Here is an 18,535-nt window from a genome sequence, read left to right on the forward strand (position 1 = left end):
GGAGTGGTCCCCACTCTAAATATCAGAGGTTTTTTGTCAAGCCCCTTGCCGAGGCTCGCCCGCGTTGCTTACGGTCAATACCTCTGATGTTTTAGCTGCACGGGAAACCGTTGAACAGCCTGGAAAACCTCAAGGAAGCAGGTGCCCACATGGCTGCTGCCGTCAAGATCGACTACGACGAGCTGAGGGAGGCGACGCGTGAGTTCGCCGATCGCGAGGTCGTGCCGATCGCGGCGCAACTCGATCTCGAGGACGCGCGCATCCCGGTCGACCTCTACGAGAAAATGGGCAAGATCGGTTACTTCGGGATCATGGCGCCCGAGGAGTACGGCGGACTCGGGCTCGACGCACGAGCTCTCGGGGTCGTCACCGAGGAGCTGTGCCGCGCCAGCCTTTCGGTCGGCAGCCTCATTCAGCGCAACGTGGTGACCGGAAGCATCATCGCCCACCATGGCACCGAGGACCAGAAAAGCCGGTACGCGCCGGGCCTCGCCAGCGGTGAACTACAGTCGGCGTCCGCCGGTACGGAACCCAATGCCGGCTCCGATGCAGCGAACATCCAGACGACCGCACGCCGCGACGGAGACCACTATGTCGTCAAGGGCACCAAGCAGTGGTGCACCAACGCCGACGTGGCTGACGTGCTCTTCCTTTACGTGCGCACGTCGGACACGTCCAAACACAGCGGCCTCAGCCTCCTGCTCGTCGACAAGCCGCGGGATGGGTTCCTGCCCCCGAAGCTGGACGGCACCCATCTCGCGACCGCCGGCTATCGGGGAATGAAGTCGTTCCAGCTCTACTTCGATGATCTCGACGTCCCGGCGGACAACCTCGTCGGCGGCGAAGAAGGCCACGCCTTCGCCCAACTCATGGCGGGCTACGAAATCGCCCGGACAGGGTTCGCCTTCCGCTGTGTGGGCCTCGCACAGGCCGCCTACGAAGCCGCCGTTCGCCACGCCGAGGAGCGGGTTCAGTTCGACAAGCCGCTCAAGGAGTTCCAGGCCGTCCGGTTCCGGCTCGCCGACATGCGGACGCAGATCGAAGCGGCGCGGGCGCTGGCGACGCAAGCCGCGGAGAAGCTCGACTCCGGCGCGCGCGCCGATCTGGAGGCCGGAATGGCCAAGCTGTTCGCGGCGGACATGGCGCACAAGGTCTGCTGGGACGCGCTGTACATCCACGGTGGCAACGGGTACGCCATCGACACGCCGGTGAACCGGTACTGGCGCGACAGCGGGCTGCTGCCCATCGGCGAAGGAACCAGCGACATCCAGCGCGAAATCATCGCGCGCTCGATCGTGGGACGGAGCACACGCTGATCATGGCCTGCACCAGTCACGACAACTACTGGGAAGACTTCGCTGTCGGCACCCGGTACGAGCACGCCCGCGGCCGCACCGTGAGCAACGAGGACAACCTCGCGATCACACACCAGACCCTCAACACCGCGCAGGCACACTTCAACCTCGACTTCCTGAGTGGCCTCATGGATGGCGCCTTCGAAGAGCGGCTCGTCATGGGAGCGGTGAACCTGGCGATCATCATCGGCTTGACGACGGAGGACATGAGCGAGAACGCGATCGCGGACGTCGGGATGACCGAGATCCGCCTCACCAACCCGGTGTACCGAGAGGACACGCTCTATGCCTCCAGTGAGGTCGTGGACGTGCGCGAATCCACTCGCGAAGACGCCGGGCTCATGACGTACCGCTTCACTGGCCGGAAGGCCGACGGTACGGAGGTCGCGACGGGCCTGCGGACGGTCATGCTGAAGAAGCGCTCGCACTGGGCAGAGGCGGACGGGAACGCGGCCGGGGGTGAGCTGGATGCCATCAGCGCTTGACGGAATCCGGGTCATCGACGCGACGCAGGGCGTGGCCGGGCCTATGGCGACCCGGCTGCTGGCGCAGATGGGCGCCGACGTGATCAAGGTCGAGCGCCCGGGAAACGGCGACCCCGTCCGGCTGTGGGATGACATCGTCAACGGGATGGCGTCCGGGCACGCCTGGGTCAACCCCGGCAAACGAAGCCTCGCTCTCGATCTCAAATCCCCGGAGGGGCTCGAGATCTTCCTCGAGCTGGTCGCCGGGGCGGATGTGCTGATCGAGAACTTCGTGCCCGGCACCATGGAATCCTTCGGCATCGACTTCGATCAACTCCGGCGCGACAACCCGCGTCTGATCGTGTGCCGTATCTCCGGATTCGGCCAGGACGGCCCGTATCGCGACCGCTCGGCCCTCGATTTGATCATCCAGGGGGAAACTGGACTGATCAGCACCAACGGCACGCCCGAGCAGCCGGCCAAGATCTCCGTGTCGCTGTGCGACATCGCCGGTTCGATGTACGCGCTGACCGCGATCCTGGAGTCGTTGTACCACCGGGAGCGCACCGGCGACGGCCAGCAGATCGACCTGGCGCTGTTCGACGCGGTGATGACGTGGACGGGATACTTCCCGTATATGTGGTGGTACGGCGGAACCGAGCCGGGGCGGGTCGGGCTCAACCACCACACGATGTTCCCCTACGGCGCATACGACTGCGCCGACGAGCGGCAAGTCATTGTCGCCGCCGGCGCGGGCAGCCGCGAACAGTGGCTGAAGTTCTGCACCGCGATCGAGCACCTCGAACTGGTCGACGACCCGCTGTACTCGTCCAACCGCGCGCGCATCGAGAACAAGGTGAAGCTCGACCCGATCGTGCGGAACGCCATCCTGGCCCGCCCGCTGAAGCACTGGACGGAGCGGTTCCACGAGGTCGGGATCCCGGCGGGGGCGGTGAACGAGTTCTCCGAGGGCCTCTCGCATCCGCGGATCGCGCACCGCGGTTTCGTCAAGGACGTCGACAGCGCGGTCGGCCCGGTCAAGACGTTCGACTTCGCGCCGCAAATCTCCGGTCTGGATTCGGTGAACCGGCTGGGGCCGCCGCTGGTCGGTGAGCATTCCGGCGAGGTGCTCACGGAGCTGGGCATCAGCCCGTCCAGGATCTGCGCACTCCGCGAGCGCGGCGTGATCCAGTGACCGGTGTGGGGTCGCGGGCGGAATCCCGCGGCCCCACATCAGCGCGGTGTCTGCTTCTTGCCGCGCCGGCCGAGCTTGACGTACACCGGGTGGAGACTGTCCAGGTGGCGGCGCATGGCTTCCTCGGCCCCCGTCGCGTCTCGGGCCTCGACGGCCTCGAGGATTTCCCGGTGCTCTCGCGACACCTGGTCCCGGAATCCAGCGCCGGCGTGATCGCGTTCGATGTTCCTGTGCAACGCCGCGCTGATCGGCGACAGCAAAGCCCGCAGCAGCGGATTCGCCGTCGCATCAAGAAGCGTGTTGTGGAACTCGTTGTTGGGACTCCAGGTCGCATCATCCACAGTAGCGTCAAGGTCCACGATAGACTGCCGCAGGGCGGCGATGTGCTCGTCGGAACGACGCTCGGCCGCGATCCCGCAGGCGGGGATTTCCAGGAAGCGGCGGGCCTCGAGGATCTGTTCGGCGCTCAACTGGCTGCGGGCCAGCATCACGAGCGAGTTGCGCAAGTAGGCCTCGATGTCGTCGGTGGACGGCTCGACAACGAACGTGCCGCCGGTGACGCCCCGTGTGGCGATGACGAGCTTCTCCGCGGCGAGCGTGCGCAGCGCCTCGCGCCAAGTGCTGCGCGACACGCCGTAGCGCGCCATCAGCTCCGGTTCCGGGGGCAGGCGCTCCCCTGCCGCCAGGTCGCCGCTCATGATCTGGCTGCGCAGCGTGTCGGCAAGCTGCTGATACTGGGGAACCCGGGCGCCGGACACCATGCCGACCATCTTAGGCGCTCCCGCCCGCCGCTTCGCAGAGCACCCAGAAAACATCAGAGATTTCACCCGGGACGTCGATTCCGTCAGGACCTCTCAGCCGGACTGCCCAAGCCGGGTCACCGCGAACGCGACGTAGATGGGTGGAAGCTTGCCCGTCGCGGATCTTGACACTCCCCGGGCCGATGAAGATTCCCGGATACACCACGTCCAAGGCCAGTTCTGTGATCTCCCAGGTCACCAGGCCTTCGCGGCCAGGGAGATCACCATCTCGTCCACCTCGGTGATCCGCCCCCGCTGCCGCTTGATCACGATCTTCGGCTCGACGCTGACATCCCCGTCCACCCTCGGGCGTCGATTCCACCAGCCGGTTGGTCACAGGCCCCAAGACAGCCCTGCCCCGAGTGCGAGCTTGGAGGACGTTGCCGAACCCGAACATGAAGGTGAGACCGACGACGATGCCCACTTCGGTGCGCTGCCGTCCGTGGGTGTCTCGGCTGCGATGCCGCGTTTCACCGAGGAGTGTGGCGGGAGTAGGCGTCCATGACCACGGCGCAGTACAGCTTGCCGTGGCGGGTCGGCTGATCGGTGATATCCGTCAGCCACAGGAAGTCAGGAGCGTCGACGCTGAACTGCCGGTTGACCAGGTCCTCGGCGGTCGGCCCACCGACCAGGTTCTTCCGACGTCTACGCCGGGAGACATCCTGCAGTCCCGCCTCGCGCATCAACCGCGCGACGCGCTTGTGATTGACCTGCTCACCGTATCCCAGCACCAACTCGGCACGCACCCGTGGCCAGCCGTATGTGCCACGGGAGTCCTCGCGAATCTGTCCGATCCCCAAGCACTCGGAGGTCACTGCGACCGGGATCGCACGGGCGCACGTTCTCCCGCGCGAAGTACACCGCCGCGCGTTTGAGGATCCCCACTTCCAACTCCAGCTGCCGGGTGCGTTTCCGCAACTCCGCAAGCTCACGCCGCTCGAGGGTCGTCAACCGCGGTCCGTCCGGCCGCTCGTCAGCACCAGCCGCGGCCACCCGGTTCCGCAAACAGCTCACGCTGATCCCCAAATCCTTCGCCGGCAACGCGATCCGCGTCTCCCGACGCCGTGCCAGTTCCACCGCGCGCTGCCGAAACTCCGGCGGACGTGCAGGCATGATCCCATCAACTCTCCCACCAGACCCGAGGTGTCCGGACGACCGGGGGCCAACCTCAGATACAGGTGGTGACGTCGAGGAGAGTTTGTGGATGTCGTCGCGGCATTCCCAGCCGATGCGCACGCGTTGCCTCACGTCGTACCACGTGATCGTGCGCCCGACCAGCCACCTGTACTCGCCCGGAGCGGATCCAGGTTGGCCGCGGCGCGCGATGCGGGGGCGGATCCGTTCGGCCCCCGCACCTTCTTGCGGTACTCCCGCCCGCCCACCGGTTCTCAGCAGCGAAAACAACTTCAGAAATCAACCGATCACCATTGGGCGCGGCCTGGATGGGAGCATCTCAGCGTGATGTCGATGCCCCGGCGGCGCAAGTCAGTAGGCCAGGATCCCCGCTTCGATGCCGCGTACCCGGTCACCGCACCCGCTCATCGTCCGCGGACCGAACCCGACGATGCCCGTCCGGCGATCGCGCGGTCGACCGGGCTCGGACCCGGCCCGGTCGACCGCGAACGTCAACGCGGCCGGGTCACTCCCGTCCGCCCCGGCGGTCACGACGTGACGGCTCTTCGGGCATCGCCATCGGGTAGCCGGACGGCGTGGCGGTGACGTGGCCGTGCGCGGTCCCGGCGGCGCAGCGCCCCAGGACGGGTTGGTCATCGCCGCGCGGCCCGCGCCTTCTCCGTGGCGGCCTCGTCGAGCACGAGTCCCTCCGGATCGGCGTGCGGGTCGCCGGTGATCACGACCCCGAAGTCCCGCTTGGCGGCGGCGAGCGTGACGTACTCGTCGCGGACGTCGCGCAGTACCCGCTGCGGGTCGCGCTCGAGCGGGTCGCCCCAGCCGCCGCCCCCGTTGGTCACGTACCGCCAGGTCGCACCGGCCTCGGTGGCCCAGCCCGGGTCCCGGCCGTAGTAGAAGAACTCGCCGTCCACCCGCGGGGCCCGCGTCACGGGATCCAGGGTGCCCGCGACCGCGACCGCCGCGGCGTAGCCGGAGTCGTCCGTGGGCAGCAGGGTCTCCGGCCCGCTCGTCGGAGCGCCGTCCCGGCCGAAGACCCAGACTCCGCCGAGCGCACCGTCACCTCCTCCGCGCACACCGACGCCGCTCGCGTGGCGGAACCGCAGCGGGATCGTCTGGTGCTCACCCGGCCGCGTGTAGAGGACGTCTTTCGCGACCGCGGCGCCGCCGCGGTGCGCGCCCGGCCCGGCAGTGTCGGGCAGGAACTCGCGCCGCATGATCCGCAGCGGGAAGTCGGCTTCCAGGGACTCGCTCGAGGGCGACATGAGGTTGAAGATGTAACTGCACGAGAACCCGTCGCCGTCGCCCGCACTGGACCCGCCTCGCGGTCCGTGCTCGCCGCCGGCCATCGCGGAGCACATCCACGGCGCACCGTCGGGGCCCACGCCGTAAGCGTTGTGCACGTAGGCCGCGCCGAAGTCGCCGCCGAGGGCGGCTTCGCCGAGGACCGAGCCCAACGCTTCGCACAGGACCGTGTTGATGAGTGCGGAAACCTCGTAGTAGCAGAAGACCGCCCCGTCCGGAGGCAGCGCGCTGACCATCGAGCCGGGCGGGATCACGAGGTCGATGTCACGGAACGTGCCGGAGGTGAACTCGCTTTCGGGCGACAGCAGCATCTTCAGGCCCACGCCGACGGCGGTCTTGGCGTCGAGCGCGCCGGCGTTGATGCAGGTGCGAGCCTGCCGGGACGAGCCGCTGAAGTCGGCTTCCAGCCGCTCCCCCCGCTTGCGCAGCGTGAGGGCGACCGTGTACTCCTCGCTGTCGTCGACGCCATCGGCGTCCAGGGAACCGCTCGCGGAGTAATCACCGTCGGGCATCGAGGCGAACGCCTGCCGCATGCTCTCGGCGGAGGCGTCGCAGGCGTAGCGGAGGCTGCCCAGGTACGCCTCGATGCCGTAGCGCTCGATGATCTCCTGGATGAGCTCTTCGCCGAGCGCGCAGCAGCTCTGCATCGTGTGGAAGTCCGGCAGCATCAGCTCGGCCATCCGCACGTTGTCGAAGATCAGCGAGAACGTCTCCCGCACCGGTTCGCCGGCGTGGTAGAGCAGCCGCGGGCTGATCGAAATGCCGTCCTCGTAGATGTTGTGCTTGGCGGCGGAGAACCCGCCCGGGGCGATGCCGCCGACGTCGAGCTGGTGCGCCCGCAACGCGATGAAACCGGCGATCTTCCCGTCGTGGAACACCGGCCGGATGAAGCAGACGTCGTTGTAGTGATTGCCCATCCGGTAGACGTCGTTGCAGATCAGCAGATCGCCGGGCACCAGGTTCTCGGGCCCGAACTCCTCGACGGCGACCCGCACGCCGGCGGACATGGTGCCGAGGAAGATGGACAACCCGTTGGTCACCGCGCTCATCGCGTAGTCCTGCTCGGGCGGCGCGCAGACGCAGGCCGCGAAGTCGTAGCACAGCGCGATGATCGGCGAGAAGGCCCGGTGCAGCAGGCCGGTGGTGACGTGCTGCGCCGAGTACCGGAGCCGGTTGGCCAGCACCGAAGCGGTGAACCGATCGCAGTCGTAGCGCTCGAGGAACTGCTCGTCGGTCAGGTCCCGCAGCAATGTCGTGCTCATTTTCCTGCTCCTTCGACGCGGGTGATGACGATCTCGCCGATCCGGCCGACGGTCGCGATCAGGCCGGGCGGCACGAACGTGGTCGACATCGGCTCCCGGATCACCGCCGGGCCCTCGATGACGTCGCCGCGCATCAGGCTGTCGCGCTCGTACTCGCCGGCTGTCAGGTCGGTCTCTTCCAGGTATCGGATGGTGATCGTCCCGGCCGGCCGGACGGACTCCCCGGCCGGCCGCGCCGGCGGCTCCGGGTACTCGACCTTCGGCGTGGGCACGACCGCGGTGAGCCGGTAGGTGACGCCCTGCACCGGCATACCCTCGAAGCGGTTGCCGGAGCGCTGTTCGTAGCCGTCGTGGAAGTTGGCGATCATCGTCTCGACGGCTTCGGGGGTGATCTTGCCGTTCGGCACCTCGACGAACGGGGTCTCCCAGACCTGCCCCATGAGCTGGCCGTCGAACGAGCGGGTGAACGTGACGCGCTCGGCGTCCGCGCCCAGCGAGCGCCTCATCGCCTCCTCCATGCCCGCGTACACGGCGTCGATCTCGTCGGCGGCCTCCGGCGTGAGGACCGTGTACGCGGTGCGGCTGTCGGCGTACACCTGGTCGGCGCTGACCAGGCCCAGCGCCGAGAACAGCCCGGGGTGCGGCGGCACGATCACGCTCTTGACGTGCATCTGCTCCAGCAGTCCCGGCAGCATCATCGGCCCGGCCGCGCCGTAGGCGACCATCGCGTGGTCACGCGGGTCGACGCCGTTCTTGACCAGCACGTCGACGATGCCCTCGGCGACGTTGTTCAGCGCCATCCGGTAGGCGAACCGGACGCGTTCGGCCAGGGTCGCCTGGGTGTCGAGCTTCTCGAAGGCGGCCCGGGCGAGGTCCGGGTCGAGCCGTGACCGCCCGGCGGCGAACCGGTCCGGATCGAGGATCCCCAGCATCAGGAACGTGTCGGTGGTGGTGGGTTGCTCGCCGCCGCGGCCGTAGCACGCCGGCCCGGGGTCGGCGCCCGCGCTCTCCGGGCCGACCTTCACCTCGCCGGTCGGGGTGATGCTGACGATGCTGCCGCCGCCGGCCCCCACGCTCACGATCTCGTTCGAGAGCGTGTTCACGATCAGATCGTGCTCCAGCTCGAACGTCGTGTTGACGAACGGCTTGCCGCCGGTGACGACGCTGATGTCGCTGGAGGTGCCGCCGATGTCGGTGCAGATCAGGTTCGGCTCGCCGATCAGCTCGCCCAGGTGCGCACACGCGACCGTCCCCGCGGCGGGGCCGGAGAAGACGATGCGGGACGGCCGCTCCATCGCGACGTCGACCGGGGCGAGCATGGCGGCGCAGTCGGCGAAGTTCAGGTCCCCGGTGAACCCGAGGCCGGTCAGCCCGGCGGCCAGTTCCCGCGTGTAGGGGCCGTAGATGCGCTTCATCAGCACGTCGACGACGGTCGTCGAAGCCCGCGGGTATTCGCGGGCCAGCGGCGAGACCTCGCTCGAGATCGAGCACGCGACGTCGCCGATCTCCTCGGCGACCAGCTCCCGCAGGCGCCGCTCGTGGCTTCCATCCACATAGGAATTGAGCAGGCAGATCGCGACGCCCTCGACCCCGCAGCGGGCCAGGATCCGCAGCTCTTCGCGGGCCTGCCGCTCGTCGAGCGGGATCACCACCGACCCGTCGGCGCCGAGGCGCTCGCGGATGCCGCGGCGCAGGTAGCGCGGTACCACCGGGGCGGTCACGTCGCCGAAGCTGCGGTGCCAGCGGGGATCGGTGTTGGCCTCGGCCGGCCGCCACGCCCGCGCCATGTCCAGCATGTCGCGGTGGCCTTCGGTCGTCAGGAACGCGATCTTGGGCAGCCGCCGGGTGATGATCGCGTTGAGGCCGTGCGTGCTGGCGTGGTTGAACGCGGCCGCGGCGGCGACGTCCACTTCGGACGCTCCCTCCAGAACCGCCTTGTAGCTCTCGGTGACGTTGGTGGCCACCTTGACGGTCTCGATCCGGCCGTCGGCGATCGAGACGATGTCGGTGAACGTGCCGCCGACGTCGACGCCGATCATCCCCTTGCGCTCAGCCATGTCCGCCACCTCGGATCCGGTCCGCCAGCAGTTCGATCGGGCCCAGCTTCGGCCCGGGCGTGCGCCGCACGTCGGTCAGGCACTCCGCGCACTTGACGACGTCGAACCAGCCGGCCTCCGACAGCACCGGGTAGGCCTGCAGCTTGCGCGCGCCGCAGCCCGGGCACGTGCCCTCGACGCTCTCCCGGTTCACCGACAACGTCGGTTCGGCCGGGCGTGGATTGGTGATCGCCATTGATCTCTCCTCACTGGATCCGTTTCGGTACTAGGCCGGATCGGCCGGGCTCAGGGCCCGGACGGCCGACGCGTCCGCGCCGAGCAGACGCTGTGCCATCGGCACGAGCTTGAACTTCTGGACCTTCCCGGTCGGGGTCTGCGGCACGGCGCCGGTGTCGAGCACGAAGACGTGCCGGGGCACCTTGAACCGGGCCAGCGCCGACCGGCAGGCTTCGAGGAGCTGCCCCGGATCGGGCGTGGCGCCCGGCTCCGGGACGACGAACGCGCACCCGGCCTCGCCCCAGCGGTCGTCCGGCACGCCGACGACGAAGGCCTGGCTGACACCGGGGCGGGTGGTCAGGAAGTCCTCGACCTCCTTGGGCATCACGAGTTCGCCGCCGCTTTTGAACACGTCCTTCGACCGGCCCGTGATGACGAGGGAACCGTCGTCGAGGACCCGGCCGAGGTCGCCGGAGTACAGCCAGCCGTCCCGGAGCGTGGCCTCGGTCGCGTCGGGGCGGTTCCAGTACCCCAGCATGGTCGTCGGCCCGCGCGACACGAGCTCACCGGTTTCCCCGGGCCGGACGGGTTCGTGGGTGACGGGGTCCAGGATCCGGTACTCCGCGACCGTCCCGGCGGCCCCGGCGGCGGCCCCGCCCAGCTTGGGCCGGCCGACGGTGGACGCGGTCACTTCGAGGGGGTCGTCCGGCTGCGTCATCACCGTCGCCCCGGCGACCTCGGTCATCCCGTACGCGGTGGTGAGCTCGCGGACCCCGAGGTCGTCGCGGATCCGCTGCCACAGCCACGTCGGCGCGACCGCCGCGGCCGAGAGCATCCTGGTCAGCGAGGAGAGGTCGACGTTGGTGCGGTCGGGATGCTCGACGAGCGCGACGCTCATCGTCGGGACCGCGAGCACGTCGTTGACCCGGTGCCGCTCGATCGCGCGCAGGTACTCCCCCGCGTCGAAGCGGGGCTGCGGCAGCATCGCCCCGCCGACGAAGGTCGTCGACTGGACCCCGTGCTCGTAGCCGAACATGTGGTAGCAGGGCAAGGCGAACACGACCCGGTTGCCGTCCGGGAGGGCCCGGCAGAACGCCGAGCCGTATTCCTGGCGCAGCAGCGCGTCGTGGCTCAGCTGCACGCCCTTGGGCTCACCGGTCGTCCCGGAGGTGTACATGATGTCCGACATCTGCTCCGGGCTTCGCCGGCCGCCCGGCGCCGCACCCGGGTTCTGCTCACCGATCCGCGCCAGCTCCGGGACGTCGGCCACGCACTCCCGGCCCTCGCCCCGCCCTTCGGCGTCGAAGGTGATGACGCGCTCCAGGTCGCCGAACCCGATCGACCCGGTCCCTGACCAGCCGGGCGCCAGCTCGTCCAGCATCGCCAGGTAATCCAGGTCGCGGTAGGACGTCATCGTGATCAGCACGCGGGCGCAGGACTGGCGGAGCACGAACCCGAGCTCGTGGGTGCGGTACAGGTAGTTCAGCGGCACGGCGACCGCCCCTGCCCGGGAGATCGCCAGCTTCAGCGGCGCGTACTCGGGGTAGTTCGCCATCAGCACGGCCACGTGGTCCCCGGGCCGCACGCCCAGCGCGGCCAGCCCATCGGCGAACCGGTGGGCTTGGCGCAGCACGTCGTCGTAGGTGAGCACGCGGTCGCCGGCGATGACGTACGGCCGTGGCCCGAAGCGGGCCGCGGCGTGCTCGAAGTGCTCGTCGAGCGTCCGCGGGCGCCAGGGTGCGAACTCCCGCTCCAGATCCGCCCGCCGCTCGGCGATCGACGGCCCGTCCGCGGTCACCGGGTGCCGCCCGCGACATCCACCGTGCGGTGCACGGTCGACTTCACCCCGGTGCTGCCCCGGTTGACGCCGACCAGGCCACGCAGCGCGGGGTTGTTGTTGACCAGGTTCCCCAGCTGCGGCCCGGCGGCGATCATGCCGCCGTCGACCGTGACGATCTCGCCGGTGATGAACCGCGCGTCGTCGCTGGCCAGGAACGACACGACCGCGGCGACGTGGTCCGGCTCGCCCGCGTAGGGCAGGGGTTGCACGGTGCCGAGCACCGGCTCGAGATCCTCGGCGGTCAGGCCGATCAGGGGTGTGGTGATGATGCCCGGGGCGACCGCGTTGACCCGGATCCGGTCCGGCGCGTATTCGAGCGCGGCGATCCGGGTGAGGTGCTGGACCCCGGCCTTCGCCACCGAGTAGGCCTGCACCCCGGCTCCGGCCGCGAAGGCGCCCACCGAGCCGAAGTTGACGATCGCGCCGCCGGTGCCCTGGGCGCGCATGACCCGGCCGGCGTGCTTGATCCCGAGGAACACGCTGCGCAGCACGACGTCGAACGTGTAGTCCCAGTCATCGGCCTCGATCTCGGTCAGCGGGCCGAACGCCCCACCGACCCCGGCGGCGTTGACCAGCACGTCGAGCCGGCCGTAGGTCTCGACCGTCTCGCGGATCGCGGCCTCGAACCGCGCTTCGTCGCTGACGTCGGTGTGCACGAACCGGACCCGGTCGCCCGCGTCCAGCTCCGCGATCGTCCGCTCGGCGACCTCGCGGTTGAGATCCGCGATGACCACGCTGAACCCGCGCCCGAGGAACCGGGCCACCGACGCGCGGCCCATGCCGCTCGCCCCACCGGTCACCAGTGCCACTTCGTTGCCCATGTCTCGTCCGTTTCCGGTGCTGTCAGCCGAACAGCACTTGCTTGGTGTCGGTGAACTCGCGGAGGCCCTCGGGACCGCATTCGCGCCCCCAGCCGGAGCGCTTCACGCCGCCGAACGGCGCGGCCATCGTGGGCCCGAAGGTGTTGAGCGCGACCGACCCGGCGCGGATCCGGCGGGCGACCGCCAGCGCACGCTCCCGGTCCGCCGAGAACACGCTCGCGGCCAAGCCGTACTCGCTGTCGTTCGCGATCCGGACGGCGTCGTCGACGTCGTCGTAAGCCAGGACGGCGGTGACCGGGCCGAAGACTTCGTGCCGTGCGACGTCGTGGTCCTCGGCGACGCCGGTCAGCAGCGTGGGTTCGTGGAACCAGCCGGTGCGCAACCCCTCGGGACGGCCCCCGCCGGTCACGACCGTCGCGCCCTGCTCGCGAGCCCGGTCCACGACGCGACGGGTCCGGTCGAGCGCGGCGCGGGTGGCGAGGGGACCGTGGTCGGTGTCCGTCGACCGCGGATCGCCGATCCGCAGCGCCCGATAGGCCCCGGCGAGCGCCTCGACGATCTCGTCGTGCCGGGCCGCCGGGACGAGCACCCGCGACAGCGCGGCGCACACCTGACCGGCGCCGCTCATCGCCCCGGCCACCAGAGGCCGCAGTGCCCGGCCGAGGTCGACGTCCTCCAGCAGCACCGCCGGGGACTTGCCACCGAGCTCGAACACCGTGCGTGGCAGCAGATCGGCGCTCTGCCGGAGGATCTCCGAGGCAGTCCGGGGTCCGCCGGTGAACGAGATCATCTCGAACCGCGGATCGGCGACCAGCCGCCGCGAAACCTCGACGCCGGCCGACAGGACGCTCAGCACCCCGGGCGGAAACCCCGCGGCGGCAGCGCATTCGGCCACGATCCGCATCATCAGCGCCGATTCGGGCGCCGACTTGACCACCACCGGGGCGCCCGCCAGCAGCGCGGGGACGACCTTGCTGCCCACGGTCGTCAGCGGACCGTTGTACGGCATCACCGCCAGCACCGGCCCGACCGGGTCCCGGTCGATCCGCACCTCGCCGACCGGGGTCGTCCGGGTCTCGGGCGCCAGCGCGTCCTCGGCCACCTCGAGCGCGGTCCGCCAGGCGGTCTTCGCGGCGAAGCGGTGCAGCGTGCGGCTCCAGCGCACCGGAATCCCGGTCTCCACTGCCCACACGAGACCGATCTCGTCGGCCCGCTCCTCCAGGAGGTCGCAGAACCGGCCGCAGACTTCGATCCGGCGGCTGACCGGCCACCGCGGCCACGGACCGGCGAAGGCTTCGGCGGCCGCCGCCACCGCGGCATCCGCGTCTTCGGCCGACGGCGCCACGACCTCGGCGACGATCTCTTCGGTCGTCGGCGAGACGACCGTCGTGCGCTCGTGCCCGGCCGAGGGCCGCCACTCGCCGCCGATCAAGAGCGCGTCCGGCCGTGGTACGCGCAGGTCACCGTCCACCACGAGCTGCTCTCGGTTGTCCACCAGGCTCATCGGATCGCCCTCTCCTTCCGGACCTCGGCCTGGACGACGGTTTCCGCCGCGGCGAGTCCCGCGATCTCGGCGGGACTGAATCCCCAGTCCCGCAAGGCTTCTTCGGTGTGTTCACCGGGAACGGCGGCCGGCCCCGCCACCGCTCCCGGCGTGCGCCCGAACCGCGGCGCGGGTGCCGGCTGCAGCACCCCGTCGACCGGGACGAACGACGAGCGCGCGACGCCGTGCTCGTGGGTGCGTGCCTCGTCGAGGGTCAGCACCGGGGAGAAGCAGGTGTCCCGGGCCCGGAACGTCTCGACCCACTGGGCGCGGGTGCGGGTCAGGAAGGTCTCCGCGAACCGGGCTCGCAGCTGCGGCCAGCGGCGTTCGTCGAACTGGTCCGGCAGGTTCTCGCCGGCCAGCTCGAGCGCGTCGAGCAGTTCCGCGTAGAACCGCGGCTCGTTCGCCGCGATCGCCACCCAGCGCCCGTCGGCGGTTTCGTAGGTGCCGTAGAACGGGGCGCCGCCGTCGAGCCGGTTCGACTCCCGGCGGTCCTGCCACTCGCCGACCTGCCGCAGCCCGTGGATCAGGGTGCCGAGCAGGCAGGAGCCGTCGAGCATCGCCGCGTCGACGACCTGGCCGCGGCCGGAGCGGGCGGCTTCGATCAGCCCGGCCGCGATCCCGAACGCCAGCAGCATCCCGCCGCCGCCGTAGTCGCCGACGAGGTTCAGCGGCGGGGTGGGGCGGCCGTCCGCCGGCCCGATGGCGTGCAGCAGACCGCTCAGTGCGAGGTAGTTCAGGTCGTGTCCGGGCAGGTGCGCCAGCGGGCCGTCCTGGCCCCACCCGGTCATCCGGCCGTACACCAGCCGGGGATTGCGGGCCAGGCACTTCTCCGGCCCGATGCCCAGCCGCTCGGCCACACCGGGCCGGCTGCCCTCGATGAGCGCGTCGGCCTGCTCGGCCAGCCGCAGCACGACCTCCGCGCCACCGGGGCGCTTCAGGTCGACGCCGACCGACCGCCGGCCGCGCAGGGTCGCGAACTCGTAGGACCGCTCGCCGGGAAGGTGCTCGCGCACGTGCCCGGCGCGGTCGACGCGGAGCACGTCCGCGCCCATGTCCGAGAGCATCATGGCGCACCACGGCCCGGGCCCGATCGAGCCGATCTCGACCACCTTGACGCCTTCCAGCGGGCCCGGCATCAGCGGAACTCCACCGTCTTCTCCACCCGGCGCAACGCTTCGACGGTCTCCTCGACCAGCCGGTGGAGGACGTCGGCGGCCCCGGGGAGATCGGTGATCATGCCGGCACCCGATCCGGAGGGCAGGCTCATGTGCGACTTCAGGTTGGCGCGCATGGCGGCGTACTTGAACGGCATGGTCAGCACCCGCTGGACCGGGTACGGGCGCAGTTCGTCCTCGTGACCCTCCCAGACCTCGGTGAAGCGGTTGCGCAACATGCGCACGTGCAGGCCGTCGAACAGCACTGAGCGCAGCGTCGAGTCGTATCCGGCTTCGAGGACCGCCTCCTTGAAGACGTCCTCCGAACCGGATTCCCGGGTGGCCAGGAACCGGGTGCCGACCCACGCGCCCTGCGCACCGGCGGTCAGGCACGCGGCGATCTGGGAGCCCTTGACCAGCCCGCCCGCGGCGACGACCGGCACCGTCGCGAACTCCAGCACCTCGGCGAGGAGGGTGATCAGCCCGACGTCGCCGGTGTGGCCGCCGCCCTCGGTGCCCTGGACGATGACGACGTCCGTGCCGTTGCGGATCGCGCTGCGCGCGTGCTTGGCGAGCCCGACGATGCTCATCACTTTCGCGCCCTTGGCGTGACACGCCTCGACGACCCAGGTCGGGGTGCCCAGGGCGCAGGCGATCACCTCGACTCCGTGATCGAGAGCGATCTCGAGCTTCTTCTTGTTGTCGGCCAGGCTGATCGCCTGGTCAGTGGTCGGCTTGATCTCGACGCCGCGCTCGTTCAGCTCCGACTTCAGCTGCCGCAACGGCCCCGGCAGCTCGGGCACCTCGACATCGGACAGTCCCTTCGGGGCATTCGCCGGGAAGCCGAGGTCCACGCAGAGCGGCCCCTCGCTGAGCGAGCGGAACAACCGGATCTCCTCGTCGACCTGCTCCGGCGTGATGTCGATACCACCGATCGAGCCGAGACCGCCCGCGTTCGAGACCGCGGCGGCCAGCCGGCCGTAGGCGACGTTGCCCATGCCTGCCTGCATGAGGGGCACGTCGATCCCCAGAAGCTCACAGATCGGGGTCCGCAGGATCGGCGGCATGGGTCCTCCTCGAGTGGCCTGCCCGGGGTCCGGGCACGGAGCGAATCAAGATCCGGATACATTTAATATTTGCTCACGTCTGCCCTGTTCACCCAGGACAGCGCGGCGAGTTCGTATTTTCTAACACTTCCTCGAAAAGTTGGCAACACCTGAGCCGGCGTTGGTCACTTCTTCGAACACCCTGTAGATTTCCAGTGGGACTACCGGGGAAGGACGATCAGGTGACGAAGGCAGCCGATGCCGGGCGGCGTGAACGCAAGTCCGACAAGACGCGGCGGCGCATCCTCGACGCGGCCGCGGACCTGTTGAACCGCAAGGGTTTCGACGGCACCCGGCTCTCCGAGATCGCGACGCTGGCCGAGCTGCGTGTGCCCGCCATCTACTACTACTTCGACTCGCGGGAAGCGATCCTCGAAGAGGTGGTCAACATCGGCGACCGGCTGGCCCACGAGAACGTCACGCGGCGGCTGGCCGAGCTGTCGCCGGCCGCTTCGGCGCTGGACCGGATCTGCACGGCGTTCGCCGCCCACCTCGAGATGGTGCTGATGGAGTCGGCCTACACCGCGGCCGCGATGCGCACGATGGGCCAGCTCCCGGCCGACATGCGGGCGCGCCAGCTGGAGCGCCAGCGCGCAAGCGGCCGGATGTGGCGGGAACTCATCCAGGCCGGCGTCGAAGCCGGCGAGATCGACCCCGGCCTCGACCCACGCGCCGCCCGGATGTTCCTGCTCGGCGCGGTGAACTGGGCGAGCGAGTGGTGGAACCCCGAGCGCGGCAGCCTGAAGGAAATCCTCGCGACCGCGCAGCGGCTCATCCGCAACGCCCTCGCCGGCCCACTCCTCGCCTCGCGACCGGCCACCACCGCCCCACCGGCGGCGGCGCTGTCGCCTGTCTTCACTCCCCCGGCGATCTGAGCCCCCTCGGAGGACGCAACCTGCGGCGGGACGGTCTGCGACACGTGAGGTTCGTCCGCCGCCGCTGACGCACGCGGAAATCCGTGCACTCGACACGACACCGATGCGGCGGGCACGCCCGGCATCCGGCGCGATGCATACGGGGACGATCGGGGTCCGCGAGCGCGACGACGAGCAGCGGGGGCGCCGCTGCTGTGCCGGGCCCGGTCCGGCTCGGTGCTGCTGCACACCTGCTCGATCACGGACCAGACGACGCCGTCCCCGTCCTCGTACCGCCCGGCATCACCAGCCCGACCGCGTGAGGTGGTCGGATCAACCACGGTGTCCGGCGAACGGGCGAAGGTGGACACGGCTACCGGACTAATCGAGGAACAGGTCGGGCGCCAGGTCCTCACTCGGGCCGAGGGCGTAGCGGGAGAAGTCGGTAATGCCCTCTTGTTCGAGGACGGCGTCGTCCAGGTAGAAGTTTCCGGTGTATCTCCGCGCGTCACGGGTGAGGATCGCGTAGGCGGCGTCGGCCATGATCTGCGGGGAACGTGATCGCTCCATCATCGCGTTGTCGCCCACGACGTGTTCGACCGCCGCGGTGGCTATCGTCGTCCGCGGCCACAGCGAGTTCACCGCTATGCCGTCGCCGGCCAACTCGTGGGCGAGCCCCAGGGTGCACAGGCTCATGCCGTACTTCGCGATGGTGTACCCGAGGTGCCGGCCCGCCCACCGCGGCGACAGGCTCAGCGGCGGCGACAGGTTCAGGATGTGCGGGTTCGCCGACTTGCGCAGGTGCGGCAGGCACGCCTTGCTGAGCAAGAAGGTTCCCCTCGCGTTGACGTCCTGCATGAGGTCGTACCGCTTCATCGTCAGATCAGCGGTCGCCGACAAGTCGATCGCGCTCGCGTTGTTGACGCACACGTCGATCGAGCCGAATTCGAGCGCCGTGCGTTCCACCGCCTCGAGCACGGCGTCGTCGTCCCGCACGTCCCCGACGATCGGCAGTGCGTTGCCGCCCGCCCGTTCGATCTCCCGGGCGGCCGCGTGGACCGTGCCCGGCAGCTTGGGGTGTGGCTGACCGGTTTTCGCCAGCAGTGCGACGTTCGCGCCGTCCCGCCCGGCCCGGACCGCGATCGCGAGGCCGATGCCCCGGCTGCCACCGGACATGATCACCGTCTGGCCCGACAAGTCACGCGGCACGGAATTCCTCCTTCTCCTTGCGATTCCACCATCATGGGGCCGCCGTCGGGCGGCCTCCACGGTTCGAACCGACAACGCCGCGGCCCGCCGTTGTCGGTCGCGGCCACCTCGCCGCGGCCCTGCCCGCCCGCGACGGGCCGTTTTGGTTCTGATCGACAAAGGCCGCGGGCAACTTGGTCGGCACGAGCCATGTCGTGCGGCTCGGATCCGCTCCTAGTGTCTT

16 protein-coding genes are annotated in these 18,535 nt (G+C 69.8%); 4 read left to right on the forward strand and 12 right to left on the reverse strand.

The window, feature by feature from the left end; all coding sequences use genetic code 11:
• Positions 1-110: 110 nt before the first annotated feature.
• The 3 genes from FB470_RS32330 to FB470_RS32340 are packed head-to-tail and all read left to right on the forward strand — an operon-like array spanning position 111 to position 3,014.
• Positions 111-1,316 (forward strand): acyl-CoA dehydrogenase family protein, encoded by a 1,206-nt coding sequence (locus tag FB470_RS32330; RefSeq protein ID WP_306997720.1) that lies wholly within the window; start codon positions 111-113, stop codon positions 1,314-1,316.
• A 2-nt stretch (positions 1,317-1,318) separates the two neighbouring features.
• Positions 1,319-1,840, forward strand: coding sequence for a MaoC family dehydratase (locus FB470_RS32335; protein WP_306997722.1), 522 nt, complete (start codon positions 1,319-1,321; stop codon positions 1,838-1,840).
• Entirely contained in the window at positions 1,824-3,014 is a 1,191-nt protein-coding gene (locus FB470_RS32340) for a CaiB/BaiF CoA transferase family protein (RefSeq protein ID WP_306997724.1), read from the forward strand. Before FB470_RS32335 ends, FB470_RS32340 begins: the two co-directional genes overlap by 17 nt.
• A 38-nt stretch (positions 3,015-3,052) precedes the next feature.
• Here the strand turns inward: FB470_RS32340 and FB470_RS32345 are convergent, their stop codons facing one another.
• From FB470_RS32345 to FB470_RS32395, 11 genes are all read right to left on the reverse strand, one after another.
• Positions 3,053-3,784: a FadR/GntR family transcriptional regulator gene (locus tag FB470_RS32345; RefSeq protein ID WP_306997726.1), complete on the reverse strand. Its 732-nt coding sequence runs from the start codon at positions 3,782-3,784 to the stop codon at positions 3,053-3,055.
• Between the two features lie 500 nt (positions 3,785-4,284).
• Positions 4,285-4,614, reverse strand: a complete 330-nt coding sequence (locus tag FB470_RS32350; RefSeq protein WP_306997728.1) for an IS3 family transposase — start codon at positions 4,612-4,614, stop codon at positions 4,285-4,287.
• A 685-nt stretch (positions 4,615-5,299) separates the two neighbouring features.
• On the reverse strand, positions 5,300-5,479 hold the full coding sequence (locus tag FB470_RS32355; protein WP_306997730.1) for a hypothetical protein: 180 nt from the start codon (positions 5,477-5,479) through the stop codon (positions 5,300-5,302).
• Positions 5,480-5,580: 101 nt separating this feature from the next.
• Positions 5,581-7,509 carry a hydantoinase B/oxoprolinase family protein gene (locus tag FB470_RS32360; protein WP_306997732.1) on the reverse strand — a complete coding sequence of 643 codons (1,929 nt, stop codon included), beginning with the start codon at positions 7,507-7,509 and terminating at the stop codon, positions 5,581-5,583.
• Positions 7,506-9,566, reverse strand: coding sequence for a hydantoinase/oxoprolinase family protein (locus tag FB470_RS32365; RefSeq protein ID WP_306997734.1), 2,061 nt, complete (start codon positions 9,564-9,566; stop codon positions 7,506-7,508). Before FB470_RS32365 ends, FB470_RS32360 begins: the two co-directional genes overlap by 4 nt.
• On the reverse strand, positions 9,559-9,801 hold the full coding sequence (locus FB470_RS32370; RefSeq protein WP_191243543.1) for a hypothetical protein: 243 nt from the start codon (positions 9,799-9,801) through the stop codon (positions 9,559-9,561). Before FB470_RS32370 ends, FB470_RS32365 begins: the two co-directional genes overlap by 8 nt.
• A gap of 30 nt (positions 9,802-9,831) precedes the next feature.
• Positions 9,832-11,580, reverse strand: a complete 1,749-nt coding sequence (locus FB470_RS32375) for a class I adenylate-forming enzyme family protein (protein WP_306997736.1) — start codon at positions 11,578-11,580, stop codon at positions 9,832-9,834.
• Complete coding sequence (locus tag FB470_RS32380; RefSeq protein WP_306997738.1) at positions 11,577-12,443, reverse strand: SDR family NAD(P)-dependent oxidoreductase; 867 nt, start codon at positions 12,441-12,443, stop codon at positions 11,577-11,579. Before FB470_RS32380 ends, FB470_RS32375 begins: the two co-directional genes overlap by 4 nt.
• A 22-nt stretch (positions 12,444-12,465) precedes the next feature.
• Positions 12,466-13,947 (reverse strand): aldehyde dehydrogenase family protein, encoded by a 1,482-nt coding sequence (locus FB470_RS32385; protein WP_306997740.1) that lies wholly within the window; start codon positions 13,945-13,947, stop codon positions 12,466-12,468.
• Positions 13,944-15,125, reverse strand: coding sequence for a CaiB/BaiF CoA transferase family protein (locus FB470_RS32390; protein WP_306997742.1), 1,182 nt, complete (start codon positions 15,123-15,125; stop codon positions 13,944-13,946). Before FB470_RS32390 ends, FB470_RS32385 begins: the two co-directional genes overlap by 4 nt.
• Positions 15,125-16,210, reverse strand: coding sequence for an NAD(P)H-dependent flavin oxidoreductase (locus tag FB470_RS32395; protein WP_306997744.1), 1,086 nt, complete (start codon positions 16,208-16,210; stop codon positions 15,125-15,127). The genes FB470_RS32390 and FB470_RS32395 overlap by 1 nt, the downstream gene beginning before the upstream one ends.
• A 221-nt stretch (positions 16,211-16,431) precedes the next feature.
• Here FB470_RS32395 and FB470_RS32400 point away from each other — a divergent pair, with 221 nt between their 5' ends.
• A complete protein-coding gene (locus FB470_RS32400; RefSeq protein ID WP_306997746.1) occupies positions 16,432-17,124 on the forward strand; it encodes a TetR/AcrR family transcriptional regulator in 693 nt (230 codons plus the stop codon).
• 360 nt (positions 17,125-17,484) lie between these two features.
• Here the strand turns inward: FB470_RS32400 and FB470_RS32405 are convergent, their stop codons facing one another.
• Complete coding sequence (locus FB470_RS32405; RefSeq protein WP_306997748.1) at positions 17,485-18,312, reverse strand: SDR family oxidoreductase; 828 nt, start codon at positions 18,310-18,312, stop codon at positions 17,485-17,487.
• Between the last annotated feature and the right edge of the window lie 223 nt (positions 18,313-18,535).

Source organism: Amycolatopsis thermophila, assembly GCF_030814215.1.
Classification (GTDB): Bacteria; Actinomycetota; Actinomycetes; order Mycobacteriales; family Pseudonocardiaceae; genus Amycolatopsis_E; species Amycolatopsis_E thermophila.

Excerpts from the sequence above, each read along its gene's own strand:
- FB470_RS32335 (WP_306997722.1), top strand. The coding sequence starts at position 1,319 with ATGGCCTGCACCAGTCACGACAACTACTGGGAAGACTTCGCTGTCGGC.
- FB470_RS32340 (WP_306997724.1), top strand. The coding sequence starts at position 1,824 with ATGCCATCAGCGCTTGACGGAATCCGGGTCATCGACGCGACGCAGGGC.
- FB470_RS32345 (WP_306997726.1), bottom strand. The coding sequence starts at position 3,784 with ATGGTCGGCATGGTGTCCGGCGCCCGGGTTCCCCAGTATCAGCAGCTT.
- FB470_RS32360 (WP_306997732.1), bottom strand. The coding sequence starts at position 7,509 with ATGAGCACGACATTGCTGCGGGACCTGACCGACGAGCAGTTCCTCGAG.
- FB470_RS32365 (WP_306997734.1), bottom strand. The coding sequence starts at position 9,566 with ATGGCTGAGCGCAAGGGGATGATCGGCGTCGACGTCGGCGGCACGTTC.
- FB470_RS32370 (WP_191243543.1), bottom strand. The coding sequence starts at position 9,801 with ATGGCGATCACCAATCCACGCCCGGCCGAACCGACGTTGTCGGTGAAC.
- FB470_RS32380 (WP_306997738.1), bottom strand. The coding sequence starts at position 12,443 with ATGGGCAACGAAGTGGCACTGGTGACCGGTGGGGCGAGCGGCATGGGC.
- FB470_RS32385 (WP_306997740.1), bottom strand. The coding sequence starts at position 13,947 with ATGAGCCTGGTGGACAACCGAGAGCAGCTCGTGGTGGACGGTGACCTG.
- FB470_RS32390 (WP_306997742.1), bottom strand. The coding sequence starts at position 15,125 with ATGCCGGGCCCGCTGGAAGGCGTCAAGGTGGTCGAGATCGGCTCGATC.
- FB470_RS32395 (WP_306997744.1), bottom strand. The coding sequence starts at position 16,210 with ATGCCGCCGATCCTGCGGACCCCGATCTGTGAGCTTCTGGGGATCGAC.